The sequence below is a fragment of the Streptomyces sp. NPDC030995 genome, assembly GCF_055571215.1.
Genome location: NZ_JBVIFS010000015.1, coordinates 84188 through 104443 on the forward strand (window position 1 = coordinate 84188; position 20256 = coordinate 104443).

13 protein-coding genes are annotated in these 20256 nt (G+C 68.6%); 2 read left to right on the top strand and 11 right to left on the bottom strand.

Going from position 1 to position 20256, the window contains the following annotated elements; all coding sequences use genetic code 11:
- Nucleotides 1-20: 20 nt before the first annotated feature.
- The 6 genes from ACZ45T_RS22515 to ACZ45T_RS22540 form a co-directional block, all read right to left on the bottom strand.
- Nucleotides 21-1544: an amino acid permease gene (locus ACZ45T_RS22515; protein ID WP_468444169.1), complete on the bottom strand. Its 1524-nt coding sequence runs from the start codon at nucleotides 1542-1544 to the stop codon at nucleotides 21-23.
- A gap of 117 nt (nucleotides 1545-1661) precedes the next feature.
- The gene (gene dxs / locus ACZ45T_RS22520) at nucleotides 1662-3578 is read right to left on the bottom strand and encodes a 1-deoxy-D-xylulose-5-phosphate synthase (RefSeq protein WP_468443975.1); all 1917 of its coding nucleotides are present in this window, start codon (nucleotides 3576-3578) and stop codon (nucleotides 1662-1664) included.
- 278 nt (nucleotides 3579-3856) lie between these two features.
- Nucleotides 3857-5167 carry a sugar ABC transporter permease gene (locus ACZ45T_RS22525; protein ID WP_468443977.1) on the bottom strand — a complete coding sequence of 437 codons (1311 nt, stop codon included), beginning with the start codon at nucleotides 5165-5167 and terminating at the stop codon, nucleotides 3857-3859.
- Nucleotides 5164-5952: an ATP-binding cassette domain-containing protein gene (locus ACZ45T_RS22530; RefSeq protein WP_468443979.1), complete on the bottom strand. Its 789-nt coding sequence runs from the start codon at nucleotides 5950-5952 to the stop codon at nucleotides 5164-5166. Before ACZ45T_RS22530 ends, ACZ45T_RS22525 begins: the two co-directional genes overlap by 4 nt.
- 156 nt (nucleotides 5953-6108) lie before the next feature.
- Nucleotides 6109-7221 carry a sugar ABC transporter substrate-binding protein gene (locus tag ACZ45T_RS22535; RefSeq protein ID WP_468443982.1) on the bottom strand — a complete coding sequence of 371 codons (1113 nt, stop codon included), beginning with the start codon at nucleotides 7219-7221 and terminating at the stop codon, nucleotides 6109-6111.
- 117 nt (nucleotides 7222-7338) lie between these two features.
- Nucleotides 7339-8553 (bottom strand): ROK family transcriptional regulator, encoded by a 1215-nt coding sequence (locus ACZ45T_RS22540; RefSeq protein ID WP_468443984.1) that lies wholly within the window; start codon nucleotides 8551-8553, stop codon nucleotides 7339-7341.
- 565 nt (nucleotides 8554-9118) lie between these two features.
- On the opposite strand from ACZ45T_RS22540, the gene mgtA reads away from it, so the two are divergent.
- Both mgtA and ACZ45T_RS22550 read left to right on the top strand, forming a co-directional pair.
- Nucleotides 9119-11866 carry a magnesium-translocating P-type ATPase gene (mgtA, locus tag ACZ45T_RS22545; protein ID WP_468443986.1) on the top strand — a complete coding sequence of 916 codons (2748 nt, stop codon included), beginning with the start codon at nucleotides 9119-9121 and terminating at the stop codon, nucleotides 11864-11866.
- A 60-nt stretch (nucleotides 11867-11926) separates the two neighbouring features.
- Entirely contained in the window at nucleotides 11927-12649 is a 723-nt protein-coding gene (locus ACZ45T_RS22550) for an MgtC/SapB family protein (RefSeq protein ID WP_468443988.1), read from the top strand.
- A 10-nt stretch (nucleotides 12650-12659) separates the two neighbouring features.
- On the opposite strand, the gene ACZ45T_RS22555 is transcribed toward ACZ45T_RS22550, so the two are convergent.
- From ACZ45T_RS22555 to ACZ45T_RS22575, 5 genes are all read right to left on the bottom strand, one after another.
- Complete coding sequence (locus ACZ45T_RS22555) at nucleotides 12660-13586, bottom strand: carbohydrate ABC transporter permease (protein ID WP_468443990.1); 927 nt, start codon at nucleotides 13584-13586, stop codon at nucleotides 12660-12662.
- A gap of 13 nt (nucleotides 13587-13599) precedes the next feature.
- Nucleotides 13600-14544, bottom strand: a complete 945-nt coding sequence (locus ACZ45T_RS22560) for a carbohydrate ABC transporter permease (protein ID WP_468443992.1) — start codon at nucleotides 14542-14544, stop codon at nucleotides 13600-13602.
- A gap of 46 nt (nucleotides 14545-14590) precedes the next feature.
- A complete protein-coding gene (gene ngcE / locus ACZ45T_RS22565; RefSeq protein ID WP_468443995.1) occupies nucleotides 14591-16021 on the bottom strand; it encodes an N-acetylglucosamine/diacetylchitobiose ABC transporter substrate-binding protein in 1431 nt (476 codons plus the stop codon).
- 315 nt (nucleotides 16022-16336) lie between these two features.
- Nucleotides 16337-19066: an aconitate hydratase AcnA gene (gene acnA / locus ACZ45T_RS22570; RefSeq protein WP_468443997.1), complete on the bottom strand. Its 2730-nt coding sequence runs from the start codon at nucleotides 19064-19066 to the stop codon at nucleotides 16337-16339.
- 140 nt (nucleotides 19067-19206) lie between these two features.
- The gene (locus tag ACZ45T_RS22575) at nucleotides 19207-20217 is read right to left on the bottom strand and encodes a LacI family DNA-binding transcriptional regulator (protein ID WP_468443999.1); all 1011 of its coding nucleotides are present in this window, start codon (nucleotides 20215-20217) and stop codon (nucleotides 19207-19209) included.
- Nucleotides 20218-20256 lie beyond the last annotated feature (39 nt).

The following is a 20256-nucleotide window of genomic DNA, read 5'->3' on the forward strand; positions in this document are numbered from 1 at the left end:
GGGTTGCCCGGCGCCGGATGTCACGTGCCCGGCGGCGGGGGCTTCGGCGCCGTGTCCGCCGTCTCGGGGCCGATCTGGCTCTCCAGGCCCAGCCGGCTGTGCCAGACGCCGTAGAACGAGTAGACGACGAAGCCGCCGGCCATCCAGACGCCGAACCGGACCCAAGTCTCGACCGGCAGGTTCAGCATCAGCCAGAGCGAGGCCGCGATCGACAGGATGGGGATCACCGGCACCCACGGGGTACGGAAGGCGCGGTGCAGTTCGGGGCGGGTGCGGCGCAGGATCATCACTCCGAGCGCGACGACCACGAAAGCGAAGAGCGTGCCGATGTTCACCAGTTCGGCGAGCTTCTTCAGGCTGGTGAAACCGGCGAGGAAGGCGATGAGCACACCGAGCAGGATGGTCGCCCGGTAGGGAGTGCGGTACTTCGGGTGGGTGACGGAGAAGAAGCGCGGCAGCAGTCCGTCACGGCTCATCGCGAAGAACACCCGGGTCTGGCCCAGCAAGAGGATCATGCAGACGGTGATCAGGCCGATGGTGGCGCCCACGTCGATGGCACTGGCGACGAAGGGCTGATCCACGGACTTGAAGGCATCCGCGAGCGGGGCGGAGTCCGAGATCTGCGTGTAGTGCTGCATGCCGGTGATGACCAGGGTCACGGCGACGTAGAGGACCGTGCAGATGAACAGCGAGCCGAGGATGCCGCGTGGCATGTCCCGCTGGGGCTGCCTGGTCTCCTCCGCGGCGGTGGCCACGACGTCGAAGCCGATGAAGGCGAAGAAGACCAGCGAGGCGGCGGTGAAGATGCCCATGACGCCGAAGTTGGTGGGCTCGTAGCCGAACAGCGCCTGGACCGCCGGCGCGTGCCAGCCGCTGCCCGCCGGCTGGGGCTGGGCCGGCGGGACGAACGGCTCGTAGTTGTCGGCCTTGACGAAGAACAGGCCGGCGACGATGACCAGCAGGACCACGATGACCTTGATGGCGACCACGATCGCGGTGATCCGGGCCGAGAGCTTCGTCCCCAGAACCAGGATCGCGGTCAGGGCCAGGACCAGCACGAAGGCCAGCAGGTCGAAGTCCGCGCCCTGATCCTTCCCGGCCAGCGCGACGGGCAGGTCCCAACCGAGGTTGGTGTGCATCAGGTGGCGCACGTACCCGGACCAGCCGACCGCGACCACCGCGGTGCCCAGGGCGAATTCCAGCACCAGGTCCCAGCCGATGATCCAGGCGGGGACCTCACCGAGGGAGGCAAAGGAGAACGTGTACGCCGAGCCGGCCACCGGCACGGTGGACGCGAACTCGGCGTAACACAGCGCCGCGAGGGCGCAGACGATGCCCGATGCCACGAAGGCGAGGGCGGTGGCGGGTCCGGCGTTGTTCCTGGCCGCGATGCCGGTGAGGACGAAGATGCCGGTGCCGATGATGACACCCACGCCGAACACCGTGAGGTCCCACGCGGAGAGCGACTTGCGGAGCGCGTGTTCCGGCTCCTCCGTGTCGCGGATGGACTGCTCCACCGTCTTGGTGCGGAAGGGGCTGTTCATATCCCTGCTCACCGACGCACCTCCGAGGGTGTCGACGCACGCGAACGGGCCGGGAGGCCCACCCCCTCAGGGTGATCTCCCGGCCCGTGACGTGCAACCGCGCGTGGATCAGGTGGGCTAGTCGCAGGCGGCGGCCGGCTCGCTGTCGTAGCGCCCGTCCAGCTTGGCGACCAGGCCGGTGACCTGCCGTGCGATGTCCGGTGCCGTCAGCCCGATCTCGGCCATGACCTCCTTGCGGGAGGCGTGGTCGAGGAAGCGCTGCGGGATGCCGAAGTCGCGCAGCGGTACGTCGACCCCCGCGTCCCGCAGGGCCTGCGAGACGGCGGAGCCCACGCCGCCGGTGCGGCCGTTGTCCTCGACGGTGACGACCACGCGGTGGCGGTCGGCGAGCGGGGCCAGCGCCTCGTCCACGGGCTTGACCCAGCGCGGGTCGACCACGGTCGTGGTGATGCCCTGCTTGTCGAGCAGGTCGGCGATCTCCAGGCACATCGGGGCGAGCGCGCCGACCGAGACCAGCAGTACGTCCGGCCGGGCGACGTCGGCGCCCGGGGCGCGCAGCACGTCCATGCCGCCGACCTTGCCGACGGCCGGGACGGCCGGGCCGACGACGCCCTTGGAGTACCGCACCACGGTCGGGGCGTCCTTGACCTCGACGGCCTCGCGCAGCTGGGCGCGCAGCTGCTCGGCGTCACGCGGGGCGGCCAGCCGCAGACCGGGCACGACCTGCATGATCGACATGTCCCACATGCCGTTGTGCGAGGCGCCGTCGGTGCCGGTGACACCGGCCCGGTCCAGGACGAAGGTGACCCCGCACTTGTGCAGGGCCACGTCCATCAGGACCTGGTCGAAGGCGCGGTTGAGGAAGGTGGCGTACACGGCGAAGACCGGGTGGGCGCCGCCGGTGGCCAGGCCCGCCGCCGAGGTGGCGCCGTGCTGCTCGGCGATGCCGACGTCGAAGATCCGGTCGGGATAGGCGTCCGCGAACTTCTTCAGGCCGACCGGCTGGAGCATGGCCGCGGTGATCGCGACGATGTCCTTGCGCTCCTTGCCGAGCTTGACCATCTCGTCGGCGAAGACGGAGGTCCAGCTGGCGGCGTCGGTGGAGACCGGCAGACCGGTGTCCGGGTGGATCGGCCCGATGCCGTGGAAACGGTCCGCCTCGTCCTGCTCCGCGTGGGTGTAACCGCGGCCCTTCTGGGTGAGGCAGTGCACGATGACCGGGCCGCTGAAGCGCTTGGCGCGCTGCAGGGCGGACTCCAGGGCCTCGATGTCGTGGCCGTCGATGGGCCCGATGTACTTGAGCCCAAGGTCCTCGAACATGCCCTGCGGGGCGATGAAGTCCTTGAGGCCCTTCTTGGCGCCGTGCAGGGTCTCGAAGAGCGGCTTCCCCACGACGGGGGTGCGCTCCAGGATCTCCTTGCCGCGGGCCAGGAAGCGCTCGTACCCGTCCGTGGTGCGCAGGGTGGCCAGGTGGTTCGCGAGGCCGCCGATGGTGGGGCCGTAGGAGCGCTCGTTGTCGTTGACGACGATGACCAGCGGGCGGTCCTTGGCGGCGGCGATGTTGTTCAGCGCCTCCCAGGCCATGCCGCCGGTCAGCGCGCCGTCGCCGATGACGGCGGCGACGTGGTGGTCCTCGCGGCCCAGCACCTCGTTGGCCTTGGCGAGGCCGTCGGCCCAGCCGAGCACGGTGGAGGCGTGCGAGTTCTCGATCACGTCGTGGTCGGACTCGGCGCGCGAGGGGTAGCCGGACAGACCGCCCTTGGAGCGCAGGCTGCCGAAGTCCTGGCGGCCGGTGAGCAGCTTGTGGACGTAGGCCTGGTGGCCGGTGTCGAAGAGGACCTTGTCCTTGGGCGAGTCGAAGACCCGGTGCAGGGCGATCGTCAGTTCGACCACCCCGAGGTTGGGGCCGAGGTGCCCGCCGGTCTTGGAGACGGCGTCGACGAGGAAGGACCTGATCTCGGCGGCGAGCTGGTCGAGCTCCTCCTGGCTGAGCCGGTCCAGATCGCGCGGTCCCTTGATGCGGGTCAGCAGCACCCGTGCCTCCTTGCAGTTGCTTGCTGGTCTGACGAGTCTAATGTTCCGTCCGTCGGCCCGGTCATCGGGCCATCCCGGCAGCGTCACACCTTTGTCATACATGTACGCACCGCCGCGCGGTCACACCTCACATACGGGCGTATACCCGCACAGGAGCACGTGCGCACACATGTACGCACGGATGCCCGGCGCCACTCGAAGTGGCACCGGGCACTGTGACCGGTGTTACCGCCGGATGCCGTTCCGGCGCTCGGCGGGGTGCGTGGTCGGGTGCGCGGTCAGGCGCGTCCGGCCGTCTTCTGGGTCTTGCGGGTGATCGAGTCGATCACCACGGTGGCCAGCAGCACCGCACCAGTGATCATGTACTGGATCGGCGTCGCGATTCCCTCCAGGGCCAGACCGTACTGGATCGAGGTGATGACCATGACGCCGAGGAGGGCGTTCCAGGTCCGGCCGCGGCCGCCGAAGAGGCTGGTGCCGCCGATGACGGCCGCCGCGATCACGTTCATCAGCAGGTCGCCGGCGCCGGCGCTCTGGTTGGCCGCCGCGATCTTGGAGGCCCAGAAGAGGCCGCCGATGGCGGCGAAGGTGCCGGCGATCGCGAAGACCGTGATCCGGATCCGGTTGACGTTGATGCCGGCGCGGCGGGAGGCCTCGACGCTGCCACCGAGTGCGAAAACGTTTCGCCCGAAGGTGGTGCGGCGCAGGACGAAGTCCGTGCCGACCAGGGCCAGCACGAACAGCACCACCGCGAGCGGCAGGCCCTTGTACTGGTTGAACACGACCGCGGGACCGAAGGTGAACAGCGCGAGCAGGCCGGTGCGCAGCAGGATCTCACCGAGCGGCCGGGACGGGACCCCGGCGGCCTCGCGACGGCGGTTGTCGAAGAAGGTGGCGAGGAAGTACCCGACCACCGCGAGGGCGGCCAGCCCGTAGCCGACGGCCACGTCCGAGAAGAAGTACGTGGTCAGCTGCCCGACCACGCCCTCGGAGTCGAGGTTGATCGTGCCGTTGCTGCCGAGGATCTGCAGCATCGCGCCGGACCAGAACAGCAGGCCCGACAGGGTGACGGCGAAGGCCGGGGCGCCGATCTTGGCGAAGAAGAAGCCGTGGATGGAGCCGATCAGGGCGCCACCCGCGACGGCGGCCAGGATCGCCAGCCATTCGTTCACGCCGTGGGTGACGGCGAGGACGGCGACGATCGCGCCCGAGACACCGCTGACCGAGCCGACCGAGAGGTCGATCTCGCCGAGCAGCAGCACGAAGATGATGCCCACGGCCATCATGCCGGTGGCGGTCATCGTGATCGCGATGTTGCTGAGGTTCTCCGGGGAGAGGAAGTTCGAGTTCAGGCCCTGGAAGATGGACCAGATGATGATCAGACCGACGACGACCGGGAGGGATCCCAGGTCACCGGCCTTCAGCTTGCGGCCGAACTCGGTCACGTAGCCGCCGAAGCCCTGCTCGCGCACCAGCAGGCGGGGGTCCACCGCCGGGATGGCGTCCGCCGGGGCGGCGGGGTTGGCCAGGTCCGCCACCGCTTCCGCGTGCGCGTGGTGCTTGTCGGTGGCCGGATTCTCGGTGCTCACTTGCGGGCCTCCCCGGTGCGGGCCGCCCGGCGGGTCACGGCGTTGTCCGTGGCACCGGTGATGGCGGAGATGATCTCTTCCTGCGAGGTCTCGGCGACCTTGAAGACGCCGTTGTTGCGGCCCAGCCGCAGGACCGCCACCTTGTCGGCGACGGCCTTCACATCGGCCATGTTGTGGCTGATGAGGATGACGGCGTGGCCGCGCTCGCGCAGCCGCTCCACGAGGTCGAGGACCTGTGCGGTCTGCTCGACGCCGAGGGCGGCGGTGGGCTCGTCGAGGATGACGAGCTGCGGCTCGCCCAGCATGGAGCGGGCGATCGCCACGGTCTGGCGCTGACCGCCGGAGAGCGAGGCGATGGGGATCCGGACACTGGGGATCCGGATGGACAGGGTGGTCAGGAGCTCGCGGGCGCGGCGCTCCATCTCCACCTCGTCGAGGATGCCGCGGCGCTTGAGCTCGCGGCCGAGGAAGAGGTTGCCGACGACGTCGATGTTGTCGCACAGCGCCAGGTCCTGGTAGACCGTCGCGATGCCCAGGTTCTGGGCGTCGTGCGGCTTGCCTATGGAGACCGGGCGGCCCTCCCACTCGATGACTCCGTCATCGATGGGGTGCACGCCGGCGATCGTCTTGACCAGCGTGGACTTGCCGGCACCGTTGTCGCCGACGAGGGCGACCACTTCACCGGAGTGGATCTCGAGTTCTACGTCGGTCAGGGCCTGAACGGCGCCGAACCGCTTCGAGACCCCTCGCAACGCCAGCACGGGCGCAGCGGACACATGAACCATCTCCTTCGCCGCCTGACCGGCGGGGATGTCGTGCAAAAGAGCAGGAGCGGGGCGAATAGGGGAACGTTTCTGCCCGGCGCCCCGCGGTGGCGGGGAAGAGGGGGCGGGGCGCCGGTCAGGCACGGGGGGCCGCCTCGGGGGAGGCGGCGGTGGCCGCTACTTCAGGCCGATGGTGGCGCAGGCCGCCGCGTACTTGTCGGTGCAGATCTCGTCGGCCTTGTAGACGCCGTCCTTGATGACGGTGTCCTTGATGTTGTTCTTGGTGAGCGAGACGACCGGGATCAGCACGGACGGAACGCCCTTGGCGGTCGGGCTGTCGACCGTGGAGGTGGTGACACCTTCGAGCTTCTCACCCTTGGCGAGCGCGACGGCCATCTTCGCCGCGGCCTCGGCCTCGGGGGCGTACGGCTTGTAGACGCTCATGAACTGCTCGCCCGCGACGATCCGCTGCACACCGGCGAGTTCGGCGTCCTGGCCGGTGACCGGGGGCAGGGTGGACAGGCCGGCCGCCTTGAGGGCGGTGATGATGCCGCCGGCCATGCCGTCATTGGCGGAGTAGACGCCGATGACCTTGTCCTTGCCGAGCGCCGAGAGGGCGGCCGCCATGTTGGTGTTGGCGTTCTCCGGCTTCCACTCGACGGTGTCGTACTCCTTGCCGATGTTCACCTTGCCGTCGAGGACGGAGTGCGCACCGGACTTGAAGAGCTTGGCGTTCGGGTCGGTGACCGAACCGTTCATCATGACGATCTGGCCGTCCTTGGCCTTGTCGCCCAGCGCCTCCAGCAGCGCCTTGCCCTGGACCTTGCCGACCTCTTCGTTGTCGAAGGAGGTGTAGGCGTCGATCGGGCCTTCGGCCAGACGGTCGTAAGAGACGACCGGAATGCCGGCGTCCTTGGCCTTCTTCACCGAACCGGCGATGGCCTTGGAGTCCACCGCGTCGACGATCAGGACGTCCACCTTGTTGGTGATCATCGTGTCGACCTGGGAGTTCTGCGTGGTCGCGTCCTGCTTGGCGTTGGCGTAGACGACCTCGCCCTTGCCACCGGTGAGCTCGGCGACCTTCTTCTCGATCAGCGGCTTGTCGAACTTCTCGTAACGCGCGGTCTGGTTCTCCGGCAGGAGCAGACCGACCTTGATCGCATCACCCTTGGCGGCGCCGGTTTCCTTCGTCTTGTCCCCGGCCTCCTTCGCACTGCCACAAGCGGCGAGCGACACGGCCATGGCACCGGCGGCAACGGCTACGGCGGTTCTGCGCATACGCGTGTTCATTACTTGAACCTCCCTGACGAGGCCGCAACGCTGCGGCCGAGGTGGATGTGAGTCAACCCCGGCCGCGTTTTGCCGTCAAGGAGTGAATCCTTAACGAGATGACAACGGTGCCATCCGTTATCTACCTGAAGGCAAGACGGCTGGAGCTCGCACTCCACTTCCATGATCTGACAAAAGCGTCGAATCGCCCATCTCGCTGAGCACGAGGGCCAGCGCGCCCAACACCTCGGCCCGTCCGCCCAGGGACCCCGTCAGCACCGACAGTTGGCGGGCCGCGCTGGGGATCGCGTATCTCCCTACGGATTCACGGATGGGAGTCAGAACAAGTTCACCGGCCTCCGCGAGCGAGCCGCCGAGCACCACCCGGCTGGGGTTCAGGAGGTTGCACAGACTGGCCACGCCGCTGCCGATGTGGCGGCCCACGTCCGTGATCACCCGGCGGCAGCCCGGGTCCCCCTCGCGGGCCAGTTCGACCACCCGCTCCATCGTCAACTCCGGCCCGTGCGTGCCCTGGAGCAGCGGCAGGACGTACCGGGCGGCGGCGAAGGTCTCCAGGCAGCCGCGGTTGCCGCAGCGGCAGACGGGGCCCGATTCGTCGAGCGTGATGTGCCCGATCTCGCCCGCGGTGCCGCCCGGACCGCGGTAGATCTGGCCGTTGATCACCAGGCCCGCGCCGACGCCGCTGGCGACCTTGATGTAGGCCAGGTCCTTTACTCCCCGGCCACTCCCCCAAACGAGTTCACCGAGGGCTCCGAGGTTCGCGTCGTTGTCCACGTACACGGGCACCCCGAGGCGCTGCGAGAGCTCCTGGCGGGGGTTGATGCCCGCCCAGCCCGGCAGGATCGCGGTGGAGCCCAGGGTTCCGGACTCCACGTCGATCGGGCCGGGGACGCCGAGCCCCACGCCGATGACCTTCTCCAGCCCGACTCCTATGCCCGCGATCAGCCGCCCGACCAGGGCTTCCGCCCGGTCGAAGCCCTCCGCCCAGGAGGCGTCGACGTCCAGCGGCTCGGACTCCTCGGCCAGCACCTGGTGGGCGAGGTTGCCCACCGCCACCCGCAGGTGGGTGTGGCCGAAGTCCACGCCGATGACGATGCCCGCGTCGCCGCTGAGCGAGACGCTGCGCGCCCGCCGGCCGCCGGCCGAGGTGTCGGTGACCTCGACGGTCCCGCCGTCCTTGAGTTCCCGGACGATGTTGGAGACCGTGGCCGCCGACAGTCCGGTGGTGCGGGCGATCTCCGCCTGGGTCAGCGATCCCGCGAGCCGCACCGCCCGCACGACCCGTTCGAGATTCGCGCGATGCAGCGACGACTGCGATCCGGGAGTCTGCACGACTCATCCACTCCTGCCCATAAGCGACGGCCAGCCGTCGCCCCCCGGCCGGGACACGTCGCGACTTCGCGCTCCGAGACCCCGGCGTCTCTCCAACTTGTGAACCTTAAGTCGAGCCTTTGCGCATCGGCACGTCAAGAGGCTGACACGGCACGAAACGGCCACTACCGACCAAAAGGGGGAGATGGTGACCTCTTAGATCGTGCTACGGTCGATGAGACGCCGATCCTCTGCGGCCTTTCCGGCCGGATCGAGCGTCCTTCAATGACGGCGCCAGGCGAGGAGGTGTTCGGGATGAGTCCCGATCGAAGTCCTTGCAGCGCTCTCGTCGGCTGACCCGCTGATCGGCTGACCCTTCCCCGAGTGCGCACGGCCGCGGTACACCGCTGACCCCGTGCGTTTTTCCATGCCCTCCGCACGCCCCGGCCCTTGCGTCAGGCGTGTGTCATCCATGCCCATCGGCGCGCCCCGCGGCCCCACGGGGCCGAGGCGCGCCGACCCATGATCACTCCACGTGACCGCGCGGCTTCGCGCTGCCCGGACACCGTGGAAAGAGGTATTCGTCATGACCATGCTCACCCCTCGTACCCCGGTCAAGCTCGCACCGCCGGGCCGCTCCCGCCGCGAGCGCAAGGCCGCCGAGCTGGAGTCCCGTACCCGGCTCGTCGGCGAGCGCCTCGCCGAGATCAGCGCCCGCCCGGGCGTCCAGGTCCTGCAGGGCGTGGACGCCTCGCGCAACGGCCTCACCCACACCGAGGCCGCGCTGCGCCTGGAGCGCCACGGCTCCAACGTCGTCGCCCAAGAGCGCGCGCCCCGCTGGTTCGTCCAGCTGGGGAAGGCGTTCTGGAACCCCTTCATCGGCGTCCTGGTCTTTCTGGCCGCCATCATGTTCTGGCAGGACCCCGCGGACGAAGGCGTCATCATCCTCTCCGTGATGGTGGGGATCAGCGGTCTGCTGCGCTTCTGGCAGGAGTACCGCTCGGGCCGCGCCGCCGACGCCCTGAAGAAGCTCGTCACCACCACCTGCGCGGTCCAGCGCCGGGCCGGCACCGGCTCCGGGCCCACCACCTTCGAGGTGCCCATGGAGCAGGTGGTCCCGGGCGATGTGGTCAAGCTGGCCGCCGGCGACCTGATCCCGGCCGACCTGCGGCTCATCACCTCCAAGGACCTGATGGTCAGCCAGGCCGCGCTGTCCGGCGAGTCCCTGCCGGTCGCCAAGGCCGACACTCCCCCTCGCTCCGCCGAGGGGACCCCCAGGTCCGAGGACCTCGGCCGGCAGCACACCGACGACCCGGTCGAGGCCGACAACCTCTGCCTGATGGGGACCTCGGTCACCTCCGGCACCGCCACCGGGGTGGTCGTCGCCACCGGCGCCGACACCTACTTCGGCTCGATGGCCGGCTCGCTGGTCGGCGAGCGCCCGCAGACCAACTTCGACACCGGCGTGCGCAAGGTCAGCTTCCTGCTGATCCGCTTCATGCTGGTCATGGTCCCGGTCGTCTTCATGATCAACGGTTTCACCAAGGGTGACTGGAACGAAGCCTTCCTCTTCGGTATCGCCGTCGCCGTCGGCCTGACCCCCGAGATGCTGCCGATGGTCGTCTCCGCCAACCTGGCGCGCGGCGCGGTGGCCATGTCCAAGCGCAAGGTGGTCGTCAAGCGGCTCAACGCGATCCAGAACCTGGGCGCGATGGACGTGCTCTGCACGGACAAGACCGGCACCCTCACCGAGGACCGGATCGTCCTGGACCGCTACCTGGACGTGCACGGCAAGGAGGACAACGAGGTCCTGGAGTACGGCTACCTCAACTCGCACTTCCAGACGGGTCTGAAGAACCTGATGGACCAGGCGGTCATCGACCGCGTCGACGAGGCCGAGGAGGTTGTCGTCGACGCACGGTTCTCGATGGTCGACGAGATCCCCTTCGACTTCGCCCGGCGCCGGATGTCCGTGATCCTGAACCGCAACTCCATCGTGGGCGACTTCGGCCGCTCCGAGCACATCATGATCACCAAGGGTGCGGTCGAGGAGGTCCTGGACCTCTGCACGCACATGACGGACCGCGGCGAGCAGGTCGAGCTGACCGAGCAGCTGCGCTGGCACGTCACCCGGATCGCCGAGGACAACAACCGCCAGGGCCTGCGCGTCCTCGCCGTCGCCACCCGCACGATCGGCACGGCGCGCGACACCTACACGGTCGCCGACGAGGACCAGCTGACCCTGGTCGGCTTCCTCGCCTTCCTCGACCCGCCGAAGGCCGACGCCGCCCGGGCCCTCCAGGGCCTGGCCGACAAGGGCATCGCGGTGAAGGTGATCACCGGCGACAACGACCTCGTGGCCGCCCGGGTCTGCGCCGACGTCGGCGTCGAGGTCGGGCACGTGGTGCTCGGCACCGAGATCGACGGCCTCGACGACACGCGGCTGCGCGCGCTGGCCGCCCGTACGACGGTCTTCGCCAAGGTCAACCCGGTCCAGAAGGCCAGGATCGTACGGGCCCTGCAGGCCGACGGGCACACGGTCGGCTTCCTCGGGGACGGCATCAACGACGCGGCCGCGCTGCGCGACGCCGACGTCGGCATCTCGGTGGACACCGCCGTCGACATCGCCAAGGAGTCGGCGGACATCATCCTGCTGGAGAAGGACCTGACCGTCCTGGAGCAGGGCGTCGTCCAGGGCCGCACCACCTTCGGCAACACGATCAAGTACATCAAGATGACGGCGTCGTCGAACTTCGGCAATGTCTTCTCGGTGCTGGTGGCGAGCGCGTTCATCCCGTTCCAGCCGATGCTGGCGATCATGCTGCTGCTGCAGAACCTGGTCTACGACATCGCGCAGCTGGCGACCCCGTGGGACCGGATGGACGAGGAGTACCTGCGCAAGCCCCGCAACTGGGACGCCAAGGGCATCTTCCGCTTCATGGTCACCATCGGCCCCGTCAGCTCCATCTTCGACATCGCGATGTTCCTGATCATGTGGAATGTCTTCGGTGCGAACAACGAGTCCGCCCAGTCCCTGTTCCAGTCCGGCTGGTTCGTCGAGGGCCTGCTCTCGCAGACCCTGATCGTCCACATGATCCGTACCCGGAAGATCCCCTTCATCCAGTCCCGCGCCTCCTGGCCGGTGATGGTGATGACCGTCCTCGCGGTGCTGACCGGGCTCTACCTGCCCTTCTCGCCGCTGGCTCCCTCGCTGGGCTTCGTCGCCCTGCCGGCGAACTACTTCCCGTGGCTGATCGGCGTACTGCTCGCCTACTGCACCCTGACCCAGTTCGTGAAGACCTGGTACATCCGCAGGTTTCACAGCTGGCTCTGACGACACCTGGCTCTGACGACACCTGGCCGTAAGGGCCGCACGGAAGGAAGGGAGGGGCCGATGCTGCTCACCCAATGGGAAATGGCCGGGCACCTGGCCGCCGCGCTCGGGCTCGGAGCGGTCATCGGCCTCGAACGGCAGTGGCGGGCCCGGCTCGCGGGACTGCGTACGAACGCCCTGGTGGCGGGCGGCGCCGCGCTGTTCGTGCTGCTCTCGCAGTACGGGTTCCTCAGTGCGGCCTCGGAGGTGAACTACGACGGCTCGCGGGTCGCCGCCCAGATCGTGTCCGGGATCGGCTTCCTCGGCGCCGGCGTGATCATGCGCGACGGTCTGAGCGTGCGGGGCCTGAACACCGCCGCCACCCTGTGGTGTTCGGCGGCCGTGGGCTGCCTGGCCGGGGTCGGCCTGTTCGTCCTGGCGATCTGCGGCACGGTGGGCGTGTTGGGAGCCAATCTCCTGCTGCGCCCCCTGGGCCGGCGCCTGGACCGCGAACCGCACGGCGGGGCCGAGGTGGCCAACGACTACCACTTCGAGGCGGTGTGCCTGGAGGCGGAGGAGGCCCACATCCGGCACCGGCTGGTCGACGCGCTGGGCCGGCCCGGCCACCAGCTCCGGGAGATCCGCAGCGTGGACGGGCCGGAGCCCGGCAAGGTGACCGTGTCCGCGCTGCTGACCGCCGAGGGCGCGGGCGGGCGGGCGTTGGAGGAGGCGGTGAGCAACCTCTCGCTCGATCCGTCGGTGTCGGCGGTCAGCTGGTCGGTCGTCCCGACCGCTTCCTTCTGACCCCAGGGGGCTACTTGAGGGTGGCGGAGGTCAGGCCGGCCTGGATCTGGCGCTGGAAGGAGAGGTAGACCACCAGCATCGGGATTATCGCGATGGTCACGCCGGCGAAGAGCACCGGCAGGTCGGTCTCGTATCCCTGCTGCTGCTGGAGCTGGATCAGACCCTGGGTGAGCAGGTAGCGCTCGGGGTCCGATCCCGTCTGGGGCTGCATCAGCACCGAGGGCAGGATGTACTGGTTCCACTGGCCCAGGATGTTGAAGATCCCGACGCTGATCAGGCCGGGCTTGGCCATCGGCACCATCACCTGGAAGAAGATCCGGGTGTCGGAGGCTCCGTCGATCACCGCCGCCTCGTGCACCGCCGTCGGCAGCGTGCGGAAGAACGAGTGCATGAAGAAGACGGTGAACGGCATCGAGTAGGCGACGTACACGAGGATCAGGCCCTGGTACGTGTTCAGCATGTCGAACCGCTTGACCATGAAGAACAGCGGGACGAGCGCCAGGAAGACGGGGAACATCGCCCCGCTGACGAAGAAGTAGTAGATGAACCGGTTGCCCGGGAAGGGGTAGCGGGCCAGTACGTACGCCGCCATCGAGCCGAGCAGCATCGTCAGCGGGACCGAGAACACCATCACGATCAGCGTGTTGGCGAAGTAGTCGCCGATGCCCTTGTCCCAGGCCCGGCCGAAGGCGTCGAGGTTCCAGTTGGAGGGCCAGCTGAGGGCCGAGCCGCCGATCTGCGCGTCGGTCTTGAAGGAACCGAGGGCCAGCCAGATCAGGGGCAGGACGATCAGTATGGCCCAGACGGCGAGGAAGCCGTGGGAGAAGACGTTGAGGACCATGCCCTCGGAGCGGCTGCCGCCCCGCTCGCCGGCCGGGCCGGCTCCTGCGGACCGCTCCGCGGCGGGCTCGCCCGGAGCCTTGATCACTGTGGTCATTCTGGTCTCCCGCTCAGAACTCGATGCGCTCGCGGCGGGTGGCGCGCAGCGTGATGACGGAAAGGATCATGGTGAGGACGAGCATGACCACGCCCATGGCGCAGGCGTAGCCGCTCCTGCCGAAGTAGAGGAAGTTCCTCATCAGCACGGTCGCCATGACCTCGCTGTGGTGGTCGGGGCCGCCGCCGAACTGGCCCGAGGTCATGGTCGACACCAGGACGAACATGTCCATCGCGGCGATGCCCAGGTAGACCGCGGAGGTCTGCACGGAGTCCCACAGCAGCGGCAGCGTGACCTTGAAGAAGGTCTGGGCGCGGCCCGCCCCGTCGAGCAGGGCGGCCTCGTAGATGTCCTTGGGGACGGACTGCATGGCCGCCGAGAACAGGACGAGGTAGAAGCCGACGCCGTGCCAGACGACCACGAGGAGCAGGCACCAGAGCACGAGCCTCGGCTCGTTCAGCCACTCGATCGGGTGCAGCCGGTCGACGAGGCCGAGCTTGATGAGGACGCCGTTGAGCAGGCCGCCCTCGTCGGTGCGGTACACGGCCCCGAAGAGGACCGCGAGGATGGCGAGGGAGAGGACCTGCGGGAAGAAGTAGACGATCTTGTAGAGGCCCGACCCCCGCACGCCCTGCACCCCGCCGGCCCCGCCCCGCCCGCCCGCGTTCACCATGAAGGCGAAGAAGAGGGCGAGCAGGATGGTCACCGCCGGGACGAACACCAGGAGCAGCAGGTTGTGCCACAGGGCGCCGCGGAAGACCTCGTCCTTCATCAGGGCCGTGTAGTTGTCCACGCCCACGAAATCGAACGTCGGCGACTGGCCGGACCAGTTGGTGAAGGAGTAGCCGAACGTCTGTACGTACGGCCAGATGACGAAGGTCAGATACAGCGCGAGGGGCCCGAGGAGGAAGCCGGCGATGAAGCCGCCTCGTCCCCTGCCCTGGGCTACTTGGCTCATGGTGTCCGTCCCTGGAGTGCTGCCCGGTGACCGGTGGAGCGCGTCGTCAGCTGCGTCGGTTGTTCTTGGCGTTGGGGTCCTGCGCGGCCTTGTTCACCGCGGCCTGGGCCCGCTTGATCCACTCCTTCGGCTGAATCCGCTTGGCCATCAGCTCATTGGACGCGTCCTGGATCGCCGTGTCCATCTCGCTGTACCAGTCGGGGTAAAGGTAGTTGAAGGTGTTCGTCCCCGCCGCCTTGAGCGCCGTCACCGCCGACTGGGTGCCCGGCCGCAGTTTCACTCCCGGGTCCACGCCGTCCTTGACCACGGTGAGCGAGTTGGCCTGCTGGGCGAAGAGCGTCGACCATTCGCGTGACAGCATCGAACGGACGAACTCCAGGCCCCCGGCCTTGTTGGCGGCCTTCTCCGGAACGATGAAGGGCTCGCCGGCGCCGGCCCGGATGGCCTCGAAGGGCAGCTTGCTGTCGGCCAGCAGCGGGACCGGCAGGAACTGCATGTCGAAGTCGTCGGGCGTCTGCTTGAGCTGCTCGTTCTCCAGCCAGGAGCCGGAGGGGATGAAGGCCGCCTTGTACTGGTTCCAGGCGGTCTGGGACTCCGTATGGGTCAGCCCGTTGGTGCCCGGCAGCAGCAGGTCCTTCTCGACCACCTCGTAGACCGCCTCGACGGCGGCGAGGGCCGCCGCGCTGCCCTCGAAGGCGTTCGGCTCCAGGTTGTCGATCGCCTTCATGGCGTCCAGACCGCCCTTCTTGGCGATCAGGTCCATGATGACGACATTGATGTAGTACGGGTACTTGCCCTGGTGGGCGAGGCCGCCGATGCCGGCTTCCTTGGCCTTCGTGCAGACCCCGAGGAACTCGTCCCAGGTCTTGGGCGCCGTCCAGCCCTTCCCCTTGAAGAGCTTGCCGGAGTACCAGAAGCCGAAGACGGTGTACACGTAGTTCAGCGAGACGAACTTGCCGCCCTGCGTCCCCTGTTCGATGGTGCCCGCGATCAGCGTGTCGCGGACCTTCTTGCCCGGGTCGTCGAGCGAGGGCGCGTCGAGCACCGGGGTGAGGTCGGCGAGCTGGTTGCTCTTGAAGAGCACGTCCAGCTTGATCTTCTGGGCGCCGGAGTCGTCCACGACGTCCGGCGGGTTTCCGCCGTTGAAGCGCGTCTGGAGCTTTCCGGTGATCTCCTGGGTGCCGAGGTGGGAGCTGGTGGTGCCCCACTTCTTGTCGAAGGCGGCCTCCCAGGCCTTCGCGTAGTCGTCGCCGAACCCGCCCTTGAAGACGACCACGTCCAGCTTGCTGCCCTTCGCGACGCCGAAGGGGTTCTGCGCGCTCGTCGCGGCCTTGGACGGGCCGTTCGTGGGCTCGTCCCCGCCGGAGGCACAGGCGGACAGAAAGCCCATCGTCGGCACGGTGATCAGGCCGAGTGCCGCAGAGCGCTTGATCAGATCACGGCGGCCGAGGCCCTCACCGGTGGATGCCATGCTCATGTCCTCGCCTTCGTCAGAAGTATGAAGGAGGCGGGAAATCACGGCAGTTGCCGTGCCTGCGGACGAGGCCGCAGATCCCCGCTGTCCCCCGGGTCCGGGGCCGCTCCTGCCGGATCGACCTGGACGCGCACAGGTATAGTCCACTTCCGCTCGACTCAGCAAGATCGTGCACAAGGATGACCGCCAGCTTTTCCGAGTTGAGACCTGTCCGTCATCTGGCACCGCCGGAACGAAATGCGGAAGGGCCGTACCCCCATAACGGGGATACGGCCCTATGGTGCCGATAAGCGGAGAATGGCTCCGCTTGGCGCGCCCTTAGCCTCGGATGAGGTTCCGGAGCACGTACTGCATGATGCCGCCGTTGCGGTAGTAGTCCGCCTCACCCGGCGTGTCGATGCGGACGACCGCGTCGAACTCCACACCGGTGTCGGTGGTGACCTTGACGGTGCGCGGGGTGGTGCCGTTGTTCAGCTCCTCCACACCGGTGAAGGCGAAGGTCTCCTCGCCGGTGAGGCCCAGGGAGGCCGCGGTGGCACCCTCGGGGAACTGCAGGGGCAGGACGCCCATGCCGATCAGGTTGGAGCGGTGGATGCGCTCGTAGGACTCGGCGATGACGGCCTTGACGCCGAGCAGCGCGGTGCCCTTGGCCGCCCAGTCGCGGGACGAGCCGGAGCCGTACTCCTTGCCCGCCAGGATGACCAGCGGGATGCCGGCGGCCTGGTAGTTCTGCGAGGCGTCGTAGATGAAGGAGACCGGCGCGTCCGGGGCGGTGAAGTCGCGGGTGAAGCCGCCCTCGGTGCCCGGCGCGATCTGGTTGCGCAGGCGGATGTTGGCGAACGTACCGCGGATCATGACCTCGTGGTTGCCGCGGCGGGAACCGTACGAGTTGAAGTCGCGGCGCTCGACGCCGTGCTCCGTGAGGTACTTGCCGGCCGGGGTGTCGGCCTTGATCGCACCGGCCGGGGAGATGTGGTCGGTGGTGACCGAGTCGCCCAGCTTCGCCAGCACGCGGGCGCCGGCGATGTCGGAGACCGGGGTGGTCTCCATCGTCATGCCCTCGAAGTAAGGGGGCTTGCGGACGTACGTGGACTGCGGGTCCCACTCGAACGTGTTGCCGGTCGGGATCGACAGCGCCTGCCACTGGGCGTCGCCCGCGAAGACGTCCTGGTAGGACTTGCTGAACATGTCCTCGCCGATGGCGTTCGCCACGACGTCGTTGACCTCGGCCTCGGAGGGCCAGATGTCCTTCAGGAAGACCGGCTTGCCCTCGGTGTCGATACCGATGGCCTCCGTGGTGATGTCCACCTTCATGGAGCCCGCGATGGCGTACGCGACGACCAGCGGCGGGGAGGCCAGGTAGTTCATCTTGACGTCGGGGTTGATCCGGCCCTCGAAGTTGCGGTTGCCGGAGAGCACCGAGGTGACCGCGAGGTCGTGCTCGTTGATCGCCTTCGAGATCTCCTCGTCCAGCGGACCGGAGTTGCCGATGCAGGTGGTGCAGCCGTACCCGACGAGGTTGAAGCCCATCTTGTCGAGGTACGGGGTCAGGCCGGCCTTGTCGAAGTAGTCGGTGACGACCTTCGAGCCCGGGGCCAGGGTGGTCTTGACCCACGGCTTGCGGGACAGGCCCTTCTCGACCGCCTTCTTCGCCACGAGCGCCGCGGCCACCATGACGTACGGGTTCGAGGTGTTGGTGCAGGAGGTGATCGCGGCGACGGTGACGGCGCCGTGGTCGATCTCGAAGGAGGAGCCGTCGGCCAGGGTGACCAGGGTCGGGCGGGTCGGAACGCCGTCAACGGTGGCCGGGGAGTCGGAGGCCGGGAAGGACTCCTTGCCCGCCTCGTCGTCGTCCTCGACGTAGTTGCGGACGTCCTGCGCGAACTGCTGCGAGGCGTTGGCCAGGACGATGCGGTCCTGCGGGCGCTTCGGGCCGGCGATGGAGGGGACGACCGTGGAGAGGTCGAGCTCCAGCTTCTCGGAGAAGTCCGGCTCGGCGGCCGGGTCCAGCCACAGGCCCTGCTCCTTGGCGTACGCCTCGACGAGCGCGACCTGCTGGGCGTCGCGGCCGGTCAGGCGCAGGTACTTCAGCGTCTCGTCGTCGATCGGGAAGATCGCGGCGGTGGAGCCGAACTCCGGCGACATGTTGCCGATGGTGGCGCGGTTCGCCAGCGAGGTGGCGGCGACGCCCTCACCGTAGAACTCGACGAACTTGCCGACGACACCGTGCTTGCGCAGCATCTCGGTGATGGTCAGCACCAGGTCGGTGGCGGTGGTGCCGGTGGGCAGCTCGCCGGTCAGCTTGAAGCCCACGACGCGCGGGATCAGCATGGAGACCGGCTGGCCGAGCATCGCGGCCTCGGCCTCGATGCCGCCGACGCCCCAGCCCAGCACGCCCAGGCCGTTGACCATGGTCGTGTGCGAGTCGGTGCCGACGAGGGTGTCGGGGTACGCCTGGCCGTTACGGACCATGACCGTGCGGGCCAGGTGCTCGATGTTGACCTGGTGGACGATGCCGGTGCCCGGGGGGACGACCTTGAAGTCGTCGAAGGCGGTCTGGCCCCAGCGCAGGAACTGGTAGCGCTCCTTGTTGCGGCCGTACTCCAGCTCGACGTTCTGCGCGAAGGCGTCCTTCGTGCCGAACTTGTCGGCGATGACCGAGTGGTCGATGACCATCTCGGCGGGCGAGAGCGGGTTGATCTTCGCCGGGTCGCCGCCCAGGGCCTTGACGGCCTCACGCATGGTGGCGAGGTCCACGACGCAGGGGACGCCGGTGAAGTCCTGCATGATCACGCGGGCCGGCGTGAACTGGATCTCCTCGCTGGGCTGGGCCTGCGAGTCCCAGTTTCCGAGCGACCGGATGTGGTCGGCGGTGATGTTCGCGCCGTCCTCGGTACGGAGCAGGTTCTCCAGCAGCACCTTCAGGCTGTAGGGAAGGCGGGCCGAGCCCTCAACCTTGTCCAGCCGGAAGATCTCGTACGACTCGTCGCCCACCTGCAGCGTGCTGCGGGCGTCGAAGCTGTTCGCCGACACGACAGTCTCCTTCATGCATGAATTCGCGCGTATTTACCGCATCCTGCCGCCACGCCCCTTGGCCAATCCGCTAAGGTAAGGCTAAGTTAGGTAACCCTTACCAGCGGGGGCGGCTGCGGTACGCCTTCGGCAGATATCTCGATGTCGAGATAACTCTAGTACATGTCCGGGGGCAGGGACGAGGCGCGCACCCGTAGGCCCGCGGAGACGGTGCGCTGTCCCGGGGATTCCGCATGCCCGGATTCGATCAGTGTGACCAGCTCGGACACCGCCACCTCGGCAATCCGTTCGGGATTGAGGGTGACGGTGGTCACGGGAGGCTCACCGCTCGCGTAGGCCGGGTCCTCGCTCGCGCAGACCAGCAGGAGGCCGCCGGGCGTACGGATTCCATGGCGCGCGGCGGCGGCCAGCACCTGGCGGCCGCCCGGATCGTAGAGGGAGTAGACCGCGTCGGGACGGCCGGGCCCGGCGAAGGCGCGGTCGAAGGCGTGCCCCTGGTCGTCCTCGGGACGGAAGGGGACCACCAGCGGGGGCACGGCGCGCTCCGCGCACCAGCGCTCGTAGGCGGCGGTGACGGCCGCCGTGTAGGACTCGTGGCCGAAGGCGGAGTGCAGGGCCGTGTGCCGGGCGCCGGACGCCGCGAGGTGGTCGAGCACCTCGCGGGTGGTGGCCTCGTGGTCGTTGTCCACCCACACGTCCTCGGGCCGGGGGTCCGCGGGCCGCCCGTCGAACACCACGGGCAGGCCGCGCGCCCGCAGGGCCCGGAGCACCGGATCGCCCTCCGGGCTGTCGAGCAGCAGCATCCCGTCGACCGCCAGGGTGTGCCACAGCGGCTCGGCGCCGCGGTCCGCGGGCAGGCTGATCAGGGCGTAGCCGTGGGAGTGGGCGGCGGAGGTGGCGGCGGTGAGCAGCCGGGAGAAGTAGGCGACGCCCGCGAAGTCCCAGGTCCAGTCGGCGTAGGTGGTGACCGCGAAGCCGAGGGTGCGGGTGCGGGGCCCGCGGTGGGTGCCGTAGCCGAGGGCGGCGGCCACCTCACGGACCCGCCGGCGGGTGCCGTCGCCGAGGCGGCCGGTGCCGTTGAGGGCGTGCGAGACCGTCGCCGTGGAGACCTCCGCGGCGCGCGCGATGTCGGCGATGGTCGGTCCGGGTCCGGGCACGCGGGCCATCGTACGGATTCCGTCGATCGGGGCGGGTTCTGGTTACGG

Bases quoted from the DNA above. Each gene is read 5' to 3' on its own strand.
- ACZ45T_RS22515 (WP_468444169.1), bottom strand. From the start codon at position 1,544: ATGAACAGCCCCTTCCGCACCAAGACGGTGGAGCAGTCCATCCGCGAC.
- ACZ45T_RS22530 (WP_468443979.1), bottom strand. From the start codon at position 5,952: ATGGTTCATGTGTCCGCTGCGCCCGTGCTGGCGTTGCGAGGGGTCTCG.
- ACZ45T_RS22535 (WP_468443982.1), bottom strand. From the start codon at position 7,221: ATGAACACGCGTATGCGCAGAACCGCCGTAGCCGTTGCCGCCGGTGCC.
- mgtA (WP_468443986.1), top strand. From the start codon at position 9,119: ATGACCATGCTCACCCCTCGTACCCCGGTCAAGCTCGCACCGCCGGGC.
- ACZ45T_RS22550 (WP_468443988.1), top strand. From the start codon at position 11,927: ATGCTGCTCACCCAATGGGAAATGGCCGGGCACCTGGCCGCCGCGCTC.
- ACZ45T_RS22555 (WP_468443990.1), bottom strand. From the start codon at position 13,586: ATGACCACAGTGATCAAGGCTCCGGGCGAGCCCGCCGCGGAGCGGTCC.
- ACZ45T_RS22560 (WP_468443992.1), bottom strand. From the start codon at position 14,544: ATGAGCCAAGTAGCCCAGGGCAGGGGACGAGGCGGCTTCATCGCCGGC.
- ngcE (WP_468443995.1), bottom strand. From the start codon at position 16,021: ATGAGCATGGCATCCACCGGTGAGGGCCTCGGCCGCCGTGATCTGATC.
- acnA (WP_468443997.1), bottom strand. From the start codon at position 19,066: ATGAAGGAGACTGTCGTGTCGGCGAACAGCTTCGACGCCCGCAGCACG.
- ACZ45T_RS22575 (WP_468443999.1), bottom strand. From the start codon at position 20,217: ATGGCCCGCGTGCCCGGACCCGGACCGACCATCGCCGACATCGCGCGC.